The sequence below is a fragment of the Holospora obtusa F1 genome (assembly GCF_000469665.2).
Classification (GTDB): Bacteria; Pseudomonadota; Alphaproteobacteria; order Holosporales; family Holosporaceae; genus Holospora; species Holospora obtusa.
On record NZ_AWTR02000088.1, the window covers coordinates 1 to 16,473 of the forward strand.

15 protein-coding genes and 1 tRNA gene are annotated in these 16,473 nt (G+C 35.4%); 8 read left to right on the forward strand and 8 right to left on the reverse strand.

The window, feature by feature from the left end:
* On the reverse strand, positions 1–182 hold a 182-nt coding region (locus P618_RS08080), incomplete at its 3' end, for a hypothetical protein (protein ID WP_156919030.1).
* A gap of 409 nt (positions 183–591) precedes the next feature.
* Here P618_RS08080 and P618_RS05545 point away from each other — a divergent pair.
* A complete protein-coding gene (locus P618_RS05545) occupies positions 592–2,760 on the forward strand; it encodes an NAD-glutamate dehydrogenase domain-containing protein (protein ID WP_021827338.1) in 2,169 nt (722 codons plus the stop codon).
* A gap of 44 nt (positions 2,761–2,804) precedes the next feature.
* Here the strand turns inward: P618_RS05545 and lpxC are convergent, their stop codons facing one another.
* The gene (lpxC, locus tag P618_RS05550) at positions 2,805–3,710 is read right to left on the reverse strand and encodes a UDP-3-O-acyl-N-acetylglucosamine deacetylase (RefSeq protein ID WP_021827337.1); all 906 of its coding nucleotides are present in this window, start codon (positions 3,708–3,710) and stop codon (positions 2,805–2,807) included.
* A 151-nt stretch (positions 3,711–3,861) separates the two neighbouring features.
* On the opposite strand from lpxC, the gene P618_RS08085 reads away from it, so the two are divergent.
* The gene (locus tag P618_RS08085) at positions 3,862–4,008 is read left to right on the forward strand and encodes a hypothetical protein (RefSeq protein WP_021827336.1); all 147 of its coding nucleotides are present in this window, start codon (positions 3,862–3,864) and stop codon (positions 4,006–4,008) included.
* A gap of 102 nt (positions 4,009–4,110) precedes the next feature.
* Here the strand turns inward: P618_RS08085 and lnt are convergent, their stop codons facing one another.
* From lnt to P618_RS05570, 4 genes are all read right to left on the reverse strand, one after another.
* The gene (gene lnt / locus P618_RS05555; protein WP_162147099.1) at positions 4,111–5,640 is read right to left on the reverse strand and encodes an apolipoprotein N-acyltransferase; all 1,530 of its coding nucleotides are present in this window, start codon (positions 5,638–5,640) and stop codon (positions 4,111–4,113) included.
* A gap of 302 nt (positions 5,641–5,942) precedes the next feature.
* Positions 5,943–6,770: an LpxI family protein gene (locus tag P618_RS05560; RefSeq protein WP_021827334.1), complete on the reverse strand. Its 828-nt coding sequence runs from the start codon at positions 6,768–6,770 to the stop codon at positions 5,943–5,945.
* A complete protein-coding gene (locus P618_RS05565) occupies positions 6,761–7,036 on the reverse strand; it encodes a hypothetical protein (RefSeq protein ID WP_021827333.1) in 276 nt (91 codons plus the stop codon). Before P618_RS05565 ends, P618_RS05560 begins: the two co-directional genes overlap by 10 nt.
* Before the next feature lies 1 nt (position 7,037).
* Complete coding sequence (locus tag P618_RS05570) at positions 7,038–7,532, reverse strand: DNA polymerase III subunit chi (protein ID WP_162147100.1); 495 nt, start codon at positions 7,530–7,532, stop codon at positions 7,038–7,040.
* Positions 7,533–8,114: 582 nt separating this feature from the next.
* On the opposite strand from P618_RS05570, the gene P618_RS06180 reads away from it, so the two are divergent.
* From P618_RS06180 to P618_RS05590, 3 genes are read left to right on the forward strand one after another with little or no spacing between them, the layout of a single operon-like run.
* Positions 8,115–8,774, forward strand: a complete 660-nt coding sequence (locus tag P618_RS06180) for a phosphatidate cytidylyltransferase (protein ID WP_024161267.1) — start codon at positions 8,115–8,117, stop codon at positions 8,772–8,774.
* A 3-nt stretch (positions 8,775–8,777) separates the two neighbouring features.
* Positions 8,778–9,236, forward strand: coding sequence for a nucleoside deaminase (locus tag P618_RS05585; RefSeq protein ID WP_021827328.1), 459 nt, complete (start codon positions 8,778–8,780; stop codon positions 9,234–9,236).
* 14 nt (positions 9,237–9,250) lie between these two features.
* Positions 9,251–9,676, forward strand: coding sequence for a hypothetical protein (locus tag P618_RS05590; protein WP_021827327.1), 426 nt, complete (start codon positions 9,251–9,253; stop codon positions 9,674–9,676).
* Positions 9,677–9,766: 90 nt separating this feature from the next.
* Here P618_RS05590 and P618_RS05595 read toward each other — a convergent pair.
* A tRNA-Pro gene (locus tag P618_RS05595) sits at positions 9,767–9,843 on the reverse strand.
* 516 nt (positions 9,844–10,359) lie between these two features.
* Between P618_RS05595 and P618_RS05605 the strand changes: the two genes are divergently transcribed.
* From P618_RS05605 to P618_RS05615, 3 genes are read left to right on the forward strand one after another with little or no spacing between them, the layout of a single operon-like run.
* The gene (locus P618_RS05605; RefSeq protein WP_162147101.1) at positions 10,360–10,890 is read left to right on the forward strand and encodes a DUF3576 domain-containing protein; all 531 of its coding nucleotides are present in this window, start codon (positions 10,360–10,362) and stop codon (positions 10,888–10,890) included.
* Positions 10,891–10,910: 20 nt separating this feature from the next.
* Positions 10,911–13,472, forward strand: a complete 2,562-nt coding sequence (gene leuS, locus P618_RS05610) for a leucine--tRNA ligase (protein WP_021827324.1) — start codon at positions 10,911–10,913, stop codon at positions 13,470–13,472.
* 57 nt (positions 13,473–13,529) lie between these two features.
* Positions 13,530–15,359, forward strand: coding sequence for an ABC-F family ATP-binding cassette domain-containing protein (locus P618_RS05615; protein WP_021827323.1), 1,830 nt, complete (start codon positions 13,530–13,532; stop codon positions 15,357–15,359).
* Between the two features lie 139 nt (positions 15,360–15,498).
* Here P618_RS05615 and P618_RS05620 read toward each other — a convergent pair whose 3' ends face one another.
* Positions 15,499–16,260: an ABC transporter ATP-binding protein gene (locus tag P618_RS05620; RefSeq protein ID WP_021827322.1), complete on the reverse strand. Its 762-nt coding sequence runs from the start codon at positions 16,258–16,260 to the stop codon at positions 15,499–15,501.
* Between the last annotated feature and the right edge of the window lie 213 nt (positions 16,261–16,473).

Here is a 16,473-nt window from a genome sequence, read left to right on the forward strand (position 1 = left end):
CCAAAAATCGTCAACGCAGACTTTTTCCTCAAAAATCCATCCATTCTATCCCAAAACACTTCCGTTTTAGGGCTATTCCTAAATAGCTCAGCCAAAGCTTTAGAATATTCAGAGTATCCAACGCTTGACACACAAAAAAGTAATACAATATTTAATAACATTTTATTTTTTAAATTAATCATTTTTAATGTCCTAAAGTTAGAAGTTTATGCATCGATTACTAAAAATAATTTATACTGTATATTTAACTGCCGATAAATTGAAGACAATTATTTGTATAAAATGTGAAAGGAATTGTCAACAAATCATTTACACGTCATTGATATAGAGCAAAAATCAAACAAAATATTAAATTTTTTATGGTATACAAAGTATACTTTAAAAATAAAATTATTTTTATTTGTATTGCTTACGTGATGACCATATAGTAGATCAATATTGTTTTTTAAAATAATCAATAATACGACACATTATATATAACATATTTTCATAAATTTTTCTAAAAATCGTTAAATTCATTTTACATCTTGACGCAAAAAAAAAATCCTTTATAATTAAAAAAATTTTTTACGAAAGTGTTCAATATTGATTATGCCTCTTTATGACACGCTGTCTTTCCCCATTTCCCTTCAAGCACGGTCTTGGGTTTTTTCTTGTTATCATACATATATGAAACAAATTTTTTCTTCTGACCCCATGAAAGATGAGTTCTGTAAGCACAGTAAAGAGCTTGAACAACTATTGGACTATTTTCTGTATCGTTTTAGTCTTTGCTCTGATTCCAGTACGTTTTCTTTGAATTTAAGTACAGAAAATTTTTATTATTTAAACGTTTTAAAGGCTTTAATAGACGCTACGGTGCGCACAAATCTTTATGTTTCAGACGCAAAAGTGTTTACGATTGATATTCACCACGATCTTCACAATATTCCAGAAGTTCAGCGCATTCCTGGAATGCGGGAGCTTTACGTATTTCATCCTCATATAGAGGGAGTCCATTTGCGTGCTTCAGCTGTATCTCGCGGAGGCATTCGTTTATCTGATCGAGAAGATTATCGAAAAGAGGCGTTTGACCTTTTAAAAACTCAACGCCTAAAAAATGCGGTAGTTGTACCAGACGGAGCAAAAGGGGTCTTTTATGTAAAAGACTCCTTGCTACCAGAAGATGGGTATCGCTTATTTATTCAAGGGCTATTGAGCGTTATGGATAATAGAGACTGTCAACACGCTCCCGTCTCTGCTCCAAAGGTTCGTGCCTGGGATGAATCTGATTCTTACTTGGTGGTTGCTCCTGATAAGGGAACAGCTTCTTATTCTGGAATCGCCAACGAGATCGCTTTAAAGGCAGAATTTTGGCTAAAAGATGCCTTTGCTTCCGGAGGAAAAACGGGATATGATCACAAAAAATTAGGCATTACATCTAAAGGAGTGTGGGTCTCAGTAGAAACTCATATGAAGCATCTGGGAAAAAATTTAGATCATCCAATTTCTCTGATAGGCGTAGGAGATATGAGCGGAGACGTGTTTGGTAATGGGCTTTTATATTCAAAAAATATCAAGCTGTTGGCTGCCTTTGATCATCGTCATATTTTCCTTGACCCAAACCCAAATTTAGATCAAAGCTATCAAGAACGATGTCGTTTGTTTCATTTGCCGAGCTCTTCTTGGATGGACTATAACAAAAATATCCTATCTTTTGGAGGACAAATCGTTTCCAGAAGTGCACCTTGCGTAGAATTATCTGATGAAATTCAAAAAATGTTAAACTTAGAGTGCGCTGTTATAAAACCGGAAGAGCTTATTCCTTTCATTTTTAAGATGAAGTGTGATGTCTTGTGGATGGCAGGAATTGGAACGTACATTGTTGGATCTCACGAAACTTTCTCAGGTGATGAAAAAAATGCGCATTTACGTGTCTCAGGAACTGAAATTGGAGCAACAATTATCGCAGAAGGTGCTAATTTAGGGTGCACCCAAATGGGAAGAGTTGATTTTGAAAAATCAGGTGGAATCGTAAATATAGATGCAATTGATAATTGTGCGGGCGTTTTGTGCTCTGATCACGAAGTAAATTTTAAAATTTTATTCCAAAATATTCCCATACCTGAAGAAGCTCGAAATCATATGCTTCAAGCAATGAGTTCAGAGATGGTTTCTAAGGTTCTTAACCAAACTTATTGGCAAAACATTAGTTTATATAGAGCAAAAACGAAGTTTCACAATTTAACTCGGCCAGAACTTGCGGTAAAATTTTTAGAAACAAAGAAAAATTTAAAAGCGCAATTATCTAAAATAAATTTTCAAGAATCTTTCTGGGATTCTTATTTGTTGGAATATTTTCCTGAGCTGGTTCAAAAAGAGTTTTCATCTTATATTCTAAAGCATGTGTTGCGACAAGACATTTTGTGTACCATTTTTTCTAATCAGCTTGTTGATGTATTACCGGAAGTTTGGATGAAAAATGAAAGGAATCCATTTCACGGACTAAGCTTATACCATGCTTTTGAGCTGTTTCGAATACGTAAAGCTGTAGAAAATTCTAAAGATGATATAGAAAAAATTGAATATTATTTCGATTTAACTCAAAAAGTTTTTGATCAACTTTACGATCAATGCCCGAAAGGCAATGTAGAAACCTACAAGAGTTTCAGAATAGAATTAGAAAAAACTTCTTCAGGACCTCTTTATGACTTGTGGAAAATATTTAGTACAGAATTTCGAGTAATTTTTAAAAATAATCTTTCAGAAACTTCTTTTTAGTTTTTTTAAATTTATGATATTTTTATTCTAGTAAATGTGCGTTTTTAAAACGCATACTTTGCTGTTTTTTTTTCACTTGAAAGCTGAGTTAACGCTTTTAGTTCCGAATATTTTAAACGATAATGACTATCTGCATTTTTCGCTATAAGTTGTACAGCTTTTAAATTGCGACTGTGTCCAGGCGCGTAACTATAAATAGAAGCGACACATGGTGAACCTAAAATCATTAAATCTCCTAAGATATCTAAAATTTTATGTCGCGCACATTCTTGAGGTAGCCTGAATCCTTCAGGATTCAATGCAGTCCCGTCTTCTTCCAGTACGACTGCACACCCTAAATTTCCTCCTTGAATCAATCCTCTTTGACGCATGTATTCTATTTCTGAAAATTTAGAAAAAGTTCTCGCAGGAGCAATTCCATAATTAAAATCATCTGTTAAAAAAGAAAAATGAGCCTCCTCTTGATAACATGACGATATAGGTACATTGACATGAATCATAGGAACCCCAGCAGGTTCAAGCACTAATCGACTATTCCCTTCCAAAACACAAACCGCCTCTTTTAACACGATATATTCACTTTCTTCTTCAAATTCTTGTATCCCTGCGGATTCTAGCATTTGAACAAAATGCAGAGCACTTCCATCAAAAAACGGAAGCTCTTCTTGGGAAGTTTCAACGATCAAGTCAGTTATGCCTACACCACAACATGCTGCTAACAAATGCTCTACTGTGTGCACAGAAAATGTACTAGAAAACTTTAACACAGTATGAAAATTTTTTACTTCAATATAGCGTGGATGCAAAGGATACACTACACCAGAGCGACGAAAACAAATTCCAGATCCACTAGGTGCTGGAATTAATCGTAAAGAAGTTGATACTCCAGAATGAATTGCAACTCCCTCATCTTCGATCATATTTCGAATAGTTTTTCGATACTGGTACATATTTTTCAATCAATACTCTTTTTTTTAGTCTACCTTCAAAACTTCGAAAGCACAAAAAATATCATTGTAACGTTTTGTAACATTAAAAATTTTTATCTCTTCTTAAGGAAATTCGTGATAACATCTAAAAGGATAAACGACCTATCCAGATATGAAAAAACATATTCATGCGTCATTAAAAGCTTATTCCTTGCACTCTAAAGAAATTCACTATGTTGACAAGGAAATTTTATGGTTTTTATACCTGCATGACACGATTGATCCTGTTCTAAAAAATTTGTTTGAAGATGAGCCATAATCTAAATTAAACTGTATTTAAATCAATCGATTGATAATGAAATTCTAAAAAAATCTTATCTATTTTTTCTATATTTTTTCTAATAAAATTTTCTCTCATCTCTTACAATTTATCTCTAAAAGAGCGTCTAAATGCACATATAGTGAATATAATTAATATTCCTGCGTAAATATAGTTATGATGAGAGCAATAAGAAAAAACAGGCATAGGCAAAAGCGTATCAATATACCCTTGATGTTGTAGAGGAAGAATTGCTAATGTTCTTCCCATACCGTCAAAGACTGCAGAAATTCCTGTATTAGCCGAACGCAAAACAGGTAATCCAGTTTCTATAGCACGAAATTGAGCGCTTGCAAGATGTTGAAAAGGTCCAGGACTGTACCCAAACCATCCATCATTTGTGATATTTAAAATCCATCGAGCTTTTTGATCTGCGTTAAAAATAGGAAAAATAATTTCGTAACAAATTTTCATAATACATGGCGGGCCTTCAAAAATTCTAACAGAAGCGCTGATTTTTTTTTCCTGATCTATATCTCGCTCTCCTGGAGTAACTGCATTCAAAATCCATTGAGGTAAAACCCTAGATAACACTGCTCGAAAAGGAAGATATTCGCCAAACGGAACCAAATGCTGCTTCTTGTATACAATTTTTCGATCCCCTTCAGCCGTTACCTGAATAATACTATTAAATGCTTTTTTTGCATCGCTTACTAAAATTCCAGAAAGCAAGTGAGCGAACTTCTTTCTTGTTCGCGCTAAAGGTATCACTTGATCCAGTTGTTTTTCAGAAACTACAAAAGGAACCGCAGTTTCTGGCCACACAACATGCGTGATAGGTACTTTGCTTTCTTGATCAGATAGACGGCATAATATGTTCCAATTCACAAAAATGCGTTGAGCATTTTGTTTTTCATATTGCGGAATATTGGGTTGCACCAAACGTATTCCATTTTTTTGATAAAAACGTGTGGGTGTCATACGTAATCGAACTATAGACCAAAGAGATACCGCCGAAAGTCCGATGATCATATATACAACGCCTTTCCACCAAGAACGTTTTGTAGAATATGTTAAAAAAAAACGACTTGGATAGCTTAAGATGAGCAATGTAAGCAATCCTAACCCATAGCTAGAAAGCAAACTAGCACTTTGAGCGATCCATAAATTTTGAGACCAAATATATGCAGTTAAGTTCCAAGGAAATCCAGTAAATAACACGCCTTTTAAATATTCTGTTACGCTGTACAAAACGCACCACATCATTCCAAAAGAACTTGGAGATGTCCAAAATTTTTGTTTTCCCCACCAAAGAATTCCTCCCATAATTCCAAAATAACACGAAAAAATTGCGGGAATTCCTGTCACACACAAAGGCCAAAACCAAGCAAATCTTGAAGATCCCGCCCAAAGACTTTCTCCAATCCAAAAAACACTGGCGCTATGCCAACCAAAACTCCATAACCAAGAAATACTCACAGCTTCTTTGACTGTTTTACTATGATAAAGACCCGTTACTAACGCTCCCCAGGTCCAAATTAATACCCACCACGCACAAAAAGGACTCCAAGCAAGGGCAGAAAGTGCTCCCCACAAGATCCAAGTCCAAACAGTGGGAACAGATTTTTTCACGAAACTGAACCCATTACCTAAGCTTGTATTTCCTAAAATTTTTTGATTATCACTTTGATAAAAAAAAGATAATGGCGTTTTTTGTAGACACTTCATAGCATTTTCCCAAAAATAAATCGATTTACTGTATCGCCTTATAAATTTTTTTTGATTTTTCCGTTTTTTGATTCTTTACAGTCAATGAAGCTAGGATGTTCCATAGGGTACGAAAACAATTTTTGATAAATTACTATAATTTTTCCATCTAGAATCTATCCAATTGCATAGAACGTTAAATTTTTGTGTAACGAAAAATTTTTTTTCTAAAATTGCCATAAAAACACTCCCAACTCCTGACTCACATGCTTGAGCTGCGAAAAATCTACAATTAACACGCTATTGGCTTGCACACCCAGACCTTGAAACCCCGCCTTATGCAGTGCGCGCATTGTATCCAATCCTATCACAGGTAAATCAACGGAATAAGACTGCCCTATTTTCGCCATCTTAACATAGACAGGTTTTGGAAACAAAGCCCCTTGTTCTGCTAAAAGTCCACAACGCATAATACACGCATCAGTACCTTCTGCGGCCTCAATACCCAAAACTCTTTTTCCCTGAATCGCAATCCCCTGCCCCACATCCCAATTCGATAAATTTTGTAAAATTTTTGCTCCTCGTTCAATATCTTCTCGTGCTTGAGCGTTGGGCATATTCTGGATAAAAAATTTCTTTTCTTCTAAAAGGTCAGGAAGAATATCTTGAGTCTTTACTAAATTAAACCCTTGTTCATGTATAAAACGTAGTAAGGTCGTCAACAGAGCGTCATCTCCAAACCATCCTAAACCCAGCTGATAAAGCAATTTTCGTCCCAACGCATCTAAACGTAAAGAGCTCAACTTGGGACGATAAAACTTCCCTGCCAACGTCAGATAAGAAATGTGATGTTCACGTAAACTATCTACAGCCCGTTGAATTTTTCCCAAAGACATCCAAACATGCGGCGTATTCTCTGTTAAATTTTCTGGAGTAATGCCATAATACGCGAGAATAAACACGTCCCAACCTTGAATTTTTAACGCATCTTTGATTAAAAATGGAAGATTTCCCTGCCCTCCTATCAACCCAATTTTTTTTCGATCTACTTGCATTTTGGAGTGTCCATCGTATTAAATTGACACTTTAATTCTTGCTGAGCTATTTCCTGGCGTCGCTTTAGTGTCAGATAATCTGGTAGAATCTTTCGTCCTTCTTCTTGCTGTTGCTTCCTACTGACCCAAGGCACGCAACAAAGAGGAATCTCTGGAGTACGTTCAACTTCTTTTTCAACTCTCCACCAGGTTCCCACAGAACACCCCGACAACTGACTCAAAGCAAGGGCCAAGTTTATCTTAAAAATTTTTCCTTTGTGTTGCATGTTAAAGTTCCGCTTCTGAAGTCGCCTTAATCCAAACACTTTTTTCCCAACGCTGATTGCGATATACCCATATCCAAGATTCTGTCCATTTTTTAGATTGAACCCAAGCTGTAGCTTGTTGGAAAGCCAACGCATCTTCTTCCTTTACTATCCAAATCCAACAAGGAAAGGAATAAAGATCAATTTCGTTTTGATGAACATATCCCGTAAGTATGCCATAATAAGAATCGTTTTGATTCAGACAGCTTTGAGTAATCCATATAGGGTGATCCTTTGGAAAATCATCTTTTACATCATTTCCATGTGCTAAAAAAGATTTTGAGCTAAACGTCCACAAGCGATCATCCCATTTTTCTAGCTCTTGAACAGATTGATTAAGTATACTGCATCGTTTACGTTGCATAAGAATTTTTTCAATGACCTGAGGAAGTATTTTTTCCTGTGGCTGAACAGAGGTACACCAATACACAACGCAATTTTCAATTTTTTGTATCAAAGGATATTCAACTAATATCGTACGATGTTTTCAAATTGTGACAAGATTTCTATTTTTTGTAAAGAGATCTCTAACGAGACAATTACGATCTTCTTTCCAAAAAGGGGGATCATTTTTACAAAGAAAATTCATCTTTATTAAACCTCTTTTTATAATATTTCTTTGTTCATAAAAATGCTACAGGTCAATTGTCACCCCTATCACCGATTGCTACTACTTAATCATGTTGACGGTTTTAACCTAATTCCAAAACTCAGAGCTTTATGAATCAAGGTTCTGTTATGTAATGATCTTGTGCACTTCTGAAAAAATATTACGCTAAAAAATGATATTTCTTTATTCCAAAAACAGTCGAAGATGGTCCATTTTTGCAAAGACTCTATCAAAAATTACTTTTTCGACAATAAGAGATAAACTTTATTTTATTTAAGAACAGGAACCTTATAAGATGATTCTATACAATCATCAAATAAATACGTATTTTTTGAAAATCCATTACACCATTGAGAAAAAAATTTTAAATCTTTCTTGTGAGAGCATTTATATTTTGATAGAATACCTATAATAGTCTTTGCTTTGAACATGAAATCAAACTTATTTTCCCATCTTAAAGAGCGAGCTTTATCTAGCATCTGGATGGCGTTTTGTTTTCTTGTGCTTTTTGGAATCATCTATTTTTTTAAGGGCTCTTCGAAAATTGCTCAATTTATTTTGCTTGGATTAACTGCCGGTTGTTTGATTGAATGGACTTATGCATGCTTTCTTTCTCAATCGTGGAAAAAACATTCTATATGGATTTTAGGAGTCGTGTTTATTGTAATGGGCAGCAACGCGTTTTTAAAAGCGTTTCATTCCCGAGGTTGGGAAAGTTGGATTGTCATCATTGCAAGTTCCATTTTTACTGACACTTTCGCATATTTTTTCGGATCTTGGTTTAAAGGACCTAAAATTTTTCCTGCTATTAGTGCTTCCAAAACTTACTCTGGAGCAATAGGTGGACTTGTTATGGCCTGCATATGCACAGTTATCTTGGGGAAATTGATCCATCATCCTATGAGCTGGATGCAAGCAGGAACTTTAAGTTTATGTGCTCAAACAGGAGATTTTTTGGAGTCTTGGGCCAAGCGTCAGCTTAAAATCAAAGATTCTGGAAATTGGATTAAAGGACACGGAGGCGTGATGGATCGCACAGACAGTTGGTGGACGACTGCCATCGGATACAGCATGAAATCATGGACTTAATCGATGTTTTTGAATATTCATTTTTTTATGGATCAAGCGTTGGCTTTAGCAAAAAAAGCTTCCGATTTGGGAGAAGTTCCTGTGGGAGCGGTGCTAGTACATAACAATAAGGTAGTTCTTGAAAATCACAATCGAATGCGACAAATGCGCTCTCCTTTGGCTCATGCAGAATTTTTGTTACTTCAAGAGGCACACCAATCGTTTTTTCAATATAATTTATCTCAGTGTGATCTTTTTGTTACTTTAGAGCCGTGTGGAATGTGCGCTACTGCGATAGCACTATCTCGATTAAATGCGGTGTATTTTGGAGCTTATGATCCAAAACATGGAGGAATTGAACATGGAACACGCGTGTTTGATCAAAAAAATCATTATTTTAAGCCAAAAATTGTGCTCGCAGGGGTGCGTGCTTCTATTTGTGAAAAAATTTTAAATGATTTTTTCTTTTCTCTGCGTTTCTGATACAAGGGAAATACATGTTTAGCATCCTTGCTTATGAGAAAAGTATATTATGGGCTCTATGGAGCATCGCGTTACTTTACATATCTTTTCAAGATTTACGTCAGCATAGTTTTTCAGCGATAAGTGTTATTTTTTTTGGAATCATAACGTTATGGATTTGCCCATTGTGTGTGGGAGATCTTTTATTGTATGGGGGATTATTTGGTTTTTTAAAAAATTTCGGAGAATGGAAATGGAATACAACTTATCTTGGGTGGGGAGATGTAGAAATTTTGGCACTGCTCAGCAGCCAAAGCACAAATGTTCCTGAATTTTTTATGATTTCTGGCGGAATAGGCGCATTGTTATGTTTATTTTTTTATAAACGCGGAATTCCCTTCGTTCCCGTCATGAGTCTTTCTTGGTACATCTTGGAATCCGGATACACGTTTTTATGGTAATATTACGCGTTAGATTTTGAGATCATATCACTTTTCATCTAAATTCCAAGAAAACAACTAATCTATTTTAAAATATTTATGATACAAACTTGGTCGGAGTAGCGGGATTTGAACCCACGGCCCCCACACCCCCAGCGTGATGCGCTACCAGGCTGCGCTATACTCCGATGACTCAATTATAAAAGATTTTGATAAAAAAAACAGAGGGAAATTCAAAAAAATAATCATAAACAAGCTCATTTCTCCTCCCCATTGATCTTTTAAACTTAATAAAAATTACTGTAAATATAAAGAATTCAAAAAATGCTTGCATAGATTTTTCAAGTTCAAAAAAGTTAATAACGTAATAAGGTGCACAAAATTTCGGCAACACGCTCAAGACGTGTTTCGTTAACCTCACAATCGAATACCATTTTTCAAAAAGGTGGAAGGCTACACCATTCTGTCATTGACGATAAATTTTTTTATCAATCTTTTGCTGTCATATCACGATAAAGTAACGAAATATTTACGCAACTTTAATTTAAAATATTACTTCATATAATATAAACCTTGATTTTGTTTGTTTTTACATTTATTTTAATATTTGTAAAAGTCACTATTTTTTTTATTTAAGAAACTTTTGTCTTGATCTTGTAAAAAAAGGTTGTTAGTGTAGTATTGATTTTTTTATGTGTATTAACATGATTGAGAGTAAGCGTACTGAAAAAAAACAGATCTGTAAAAGCTTTTGTATTTTCGCTGCATCTCTATTCGTTTTTTTATGCTCAGGATGTAAAGAACTGAAAGGAAAAGAAAAAGTATCGCTTCCCACAGAGCGTCAATTCAAAACTTATGACGATATGAAACCGATGTTTTCTAGCCCTTTATCGATTTTAGGCAAAGATTCAAAATCCATTGAAAAGTCTTCCGTTTTATGGTACGGAGCTTTGAAAGCCTTAGAACGCATTCCTCTTGAAGTTTTCAGTCCAGAGCGCGGTTTTCTACAAACACATTGGTATATTCCAGCGCATCTTCCACATCATCGTCTTCAAGTAAAGGTGTTCATTATGCCTTGTCAAGAAATTTGTGTCGAAGCTGTATCAGTGACAGTTCTCCATCAAGTCTTAAAGCACGGGAAATGGATCCTTATCTCAACTTCATTAGAATTAGAGCAGAAAATCAAACGTAGTGTTTTGTTGCATGCTCGCGATTACGCTGTTCAAAACAAATAATCTTAAAAAGGAGCATCTGTATGAGTCATAATAATTATTCTCCGATATCTTGTGAAAAAAAATGGCAAGAAATTTGGAAAAACGTTAACGCTTTCGAACCTTCATCCCATTCTAAAAAAATGTATGTTTTAGAAATGTTTCCGTACCCTTCTGGGCAGTTGCACGTAGGACATGTCAGAAATTACGCGTTAGGAGACGTCATTGCTCGATTCTTTCAACAAAAAGGATACAGTGTTTTACACCCTATGGGGTGGGATGCCTGCGGACTTCCCGCAGAAACTGCTGCTTTAAAACAGAAAGTCAATCCAAAAGATTGGACGTATCGAAACGCAGAACATATGCGTCAACAGCTTCAAGCGCTAGGATTATCTTTGCAATGGTCTAGAGAACTGTTTTCTTGTGATGCGGCCTATTACATTCACGAGCAAAAAATGTTTCTTAAATTTTATGAAAAAGGCATTGCCTATCGTAAACAAGCAGAAGTGAATTGGGATCCCGTTGATCATTCTGTCTTGGCTAATGAACAAGTCATTCAAGGAAGAGGATGGCGCTCTGGTGCTTTAGTAGAAAAACGTCTTTTAAATCAGTGGTTTTTTAAAATTACTGATTTCGCAGAAGAATTATTAGAAGGATTGCAATCTCTTACGCAATGGCCAGATCATGTTAAACGTATGCAAGAACAGTGGATTGGAAAGTCTCAGGGAGCATGCATTCAATTTCAAGTTTGGGATACTTCTTTAACTTTTGAAATCTTTACCACGACTCCTGAGCTATTATTTGGCACAACATTTTTCGCACTTTCTGCCCAACATCCGTTAGCGTTGCTTTGGCAAAAAGAAAATTCAAAAATTAAAGAATTTTTAAAAATTGAAAATTGTAAAGACACCTCTACGCGTACCGCGGAAATTGAAGAAAAAAAGGGAGTTTTTTCCGGGTATTATGGGCGACATCCATTTTTGGGACAAAATCGCATTCCAATTTATGTTACAAACTATGTCCAAGGGCATTATGGAACTGGAGCAATTTTCGGATGCCCTGCGCATGACCTACGAGATTTTGAATTTTCTAGGCGCTACGGCCTTCCAGTTGCCCCAGTCATTCGTCCTTTTGAAACACAAACAATGCCTTTTAAAAGTGATGGGCGCATGATAGATTCTGACTTTTTAAACGGAATGACAGTTTCTGAAGCACATCATGCAATGCTTCGCTACTTAAGCAAGCAAAATTTAGGATATCATAAAATAAGTTATCGATTAAAAGATTGGTGTATCAGTCGGCAAAGATATTGGGGAGTCCCTATTCCAATTATTCACTGCCCAGCTTGTGGTATCGTTCCTGTTCCTGTTAAAGATTTGCCTGTAACGTTACCTGATGATGTTGTATTTGAGGGGAAAGGAAATCCACTTGCCGCACACCCAACATGGAAACACGTGAGCTGTCCTTCTTGTCAAGGACCAGCACAAAGAGAAACCGATACGTTTGATACCTTCGTAGAATCCTCTTGGTACTTTGCACGTTTTTGTGATGTGAACAATCCTAAAGAGCCTTTTTCCAAAGAATCTATAAAAACATGGATGCCAGTAAATCACTATATTGGAGGAGTAGAACATGCAATTTTGCATCTACTCTATGCTCGATTTTTTTCACGAGCCTTAAAAGCGTGTGGTTATTGGGAAATTGAAGAGCCTTTCCAACGACTATTTACTCAAGGAATGGTATGTCACAAAACATATTCTGGAACAGACGGAACGTACCTCTATCCTGAAGAAATCACGAAACAAGACGATGGATCGTATTGTCGTAAAAGTGATGGAAGCTCTGTTACAGTGGGGCGTAGTGAAAAAATGAGTAAATCAAAGTGTAACGTAGTCAGCGTAGATCATATGATTAAAACTTATGGAGCCGACACGTTAAGATTGTTTATGTTATCAGACACCCCACCAGAAAAAGATTTAGAATGGAGTATTGAGGGAATAGAAGGTTGCTGGAGATGTGTACATCGATTTTGGAACATTGTTTCGACAGTACAGTCTAAAATTTCTCTTAAAGAAGCGTATAAAAAACCAAAAATTTTTTCAATTCCCTCTAAAAATTTAAGAAGAGTAACGCATCGAAGCGTTTATGCTATAGAACGCGCTGTTGAAGGATATCACTTGAATAAGTACATTACGATTCTGAGAGAGTTAGGAAATTCCATTCAAGATTTTCAAGAACGTTTCAAAAATGATGATGATTCTGCGACTTGGGTTTTAAAAGAAGCAGTATTAGCTTTTATCTCTATGATGGCACCAGTCATGCCACATTTGGCTCAAGAACTATACAGCACGATTGATCCAGAAGTCTTTATTCATGAAGTGAAATGGCCGTGTTATGAGGAAGAATGGCTTCAAGAAGATAAAGTAACCTTAGCGGTGCAAATTAATGGAAAATCCAAAGGAACTATTGAAGTGTCTACAAATGAAGATGAAGCAGAAATTCTTAAAAAAGTTTTAAAGGTTCCAAAATTTCAAGCACTTTTAGAAGGAAAAAAAATGCATCGTGTCATTATTATTCCTCACAAAATTGTAAGCATTGTCGTGTAAAGTAATCATGAGCCAATTTAAATCATTAAAAGTGACAAAAATATAAAGGAAAGCCCGGTGAATATTTTAAGCCTTAAAGACGCTACATTGTCTCTTAATAAAAAAATCATTTTATCAAAAGAGACTGTACACATTTATGCAGGAGAAAAAATTGCTTTAGTCGGGAGGAATGGGTGTGGAAAGTCTACGCTTTTAAAAATTTTGGCTCAAGAAATGGATATAGAAGACGGCATGTATATTCAAAAACCCGGACTCTCTGTGGCTTATCTTTCGCAAAATCCCAACACAATTCCTTGCTGTTCTGTAGGAGATTTTTTACACGAAGTTATTGAAGCCCCTCACTTAGCGTTTCAAGCTGAAGAACTTTTGCTTACCTTAAGGTTAGATCCAAAATCGATGCTGTCTCAACTTTCCGGAGGTGAGTTAAGGCGCGCTTACATTGCCAAAACTTTACTGATTCCAGCGGATTTAATTATATTGGATGAACCAACAAATCATCTTGATATTATTGGCATAGAGTGGTTAGAGACTTGGATTTTAAACTCTAAGCAATCATTTATTATCGTTGCTCATGATCGAAGGTTTTTGAAAAACGTTACACAGCGAACACTTTGGTTACATGAAGGAAAATTAAGATCTGCTCCAGTAGGATTTGAAGGATTTGAAGAATGGCAAGAAACATTTCTTCAAGAACAAGTTCGTATTCAATCTCGCTTAGATGTTAAGTTGGCCCAGGAATTACGTTGGTTAGCTCGTGGAGTGACGGCACGACGTCGACGTAATGAGGGACGATTGTCTCGACTAAAAGAACTTCGAAAGCAGAAAGCAAGTTTCAGTAAAGATTCTCAGAAAATTTCTTTATCTCGTCAAGAAGACGTAGGACTTACAAGACAATTGATGGAAGGGTGGAATTTGGGATACACGCTTCCAGACGCACGAATATTGTTTCAAGGATTAAATTTTCGTTTGCTTAAAGGAGACCGTATCGGAATGATAGGACCGAATGGTTGCGGAAAAAGCACCCTCATTCGCGTACTTACCAAAGAGCTTGACCCTGGTCAAGGGGTCTTAAAAACTTCGTCTACCTTAAATTGGAGTATATTTAAACAAAATCAACCTATAGAAGAACTCTCTTACTCAGTTAAGCGATTTTTGTGTGCACCAGGTTCTGATTACGTAGATGTTCAAGGAAAGCAGCGTCATGTCGTAGCATATTTAAAAGAATTTTTGTTTGCCCCCGATCAAGCACATTGCTTAGTGCATATGTTATCGGGAGGAGAAAGAAACCGTTTGCGTCTTGCAAAATTACTGTCACAAAGCCCTGATTTACTGATCTTAGATGAACCTACGAATGATCTTGATATTGAGACATTAGATTTTTTAAAAGATTTTTTACTGCAATATTCGGGAACAATTATTATTGTGTCACATGATCGTGATTTTTTAGATGATGTAGTATCAAGCATTTTGGTTTTTGAACTTCAAGGCTACGTAAAAGAGTTTATAGGAAGCTTTAGTGATTATTTACAAGAGGGATCAAATCGTCATGCATTTTTTAAACCAATTGAAAAAGTAATAAAACCGAGTATTGAAAAATCGATTGAACATCGCTCTTCGGTTAAAAAAGAAAAACTTTCTTATCATGAAAAATTTTTTTTAGAACATGGATTAAAAGAAATAGAAATGTTACTTTCTCAAAAAAAGAAACTTGAAGAATCTTTGGAACATTTTCAGGATAACACTCCGTTGCCGATGTCCCCTCTAAAAATAGAAGAGCTCTCTTCAATGACCCAAAAACTTAGTGAATGTTTAGAAAATATTCGCGTAAAAGAAGAAACTTGGATTCAAATCGCAGAAAAAGAATCTCGTCTTTCTGGTAAAAATTAGAAGTTTTTTAGATTATTTAAAGCAACTGAATATCAAAAAATAACATTAATAAAACACAACACATTACATTTCTTCAGCTAGTCTGGAGTTGTTTGTACATAAATCAAAATTACAGTTTTTTTATAACGCAAAAATTTGACTATACAGCATAAGCCTTATCTTGTTGAGTTCCAAAATGCACAAAATTACGAACATCTTCGATAGAAGAGGATAAAAAATCTCTAATCTCTCCTTGCCATAAAAGCTTTTTATTTGACAAAAACATAATATGTTCTGCAAGCAGAGGTAATCTTAAAATATCATGCGTAATCGTAACACACGTTGATTTATATATACGTTGAATTTGCTGAATCAGCACACTAATTTCATGAGAAGCTACGGGGTCCAAACCTGCAGTAGGCTCATCCAAAAATAAAATTTTAGGTTTACGCACGATAGCTCTTGCAATACTTACTCGCCTACGCATCCCTCCAGATAATGCGTTTGGATACTCATTTCTGTAAAGATTAGGAAATTTTACTTGATCTAAGGCCTCTTCTACTGCTTGAGCAGAATGTTCTGGAAAAGAAAATGCTACATTTTCACGCACACTCATCCCATCAAAAAGTGCAGAATGTTGAAATACTATTCCAATGTCTTCAAAAATTTTTCCAGAATGATTTAATTCCGAAGACACTACGCGCTGTCCTTTAAAAAATACATCTCCACGATCTAAAGTACTTAACCCCAAGATGCATCGAAATAAAACAGATTTTCCTGCTCCAGAAGGGCCTACCAGAGCAACGGTTTGCTGCTCAACAATCTCAAATTCAATTCCGTGCAGAACATTTACATCATTGAAAGATTTATAGATATTCTTTACAGAAAAAGCCGTTGTCTTTACGGAATCAATGCATTTCATACAATTACCTTTAATTTGGATGTGTTCTGAAGAAATTGTACTACAAAAACATTATAATAAAAAGAACAAAAGAAAACATATAAATTTTTTATTAAAATAGTGAAAAAAGCTTAAAAATTTTACAAGATCTTATTTAAATAAAATTATTTTAAACAATTAAATAATTTGATGCAATTTTATAAAATAAATTGAATGTGCAAAAAAGATATATGC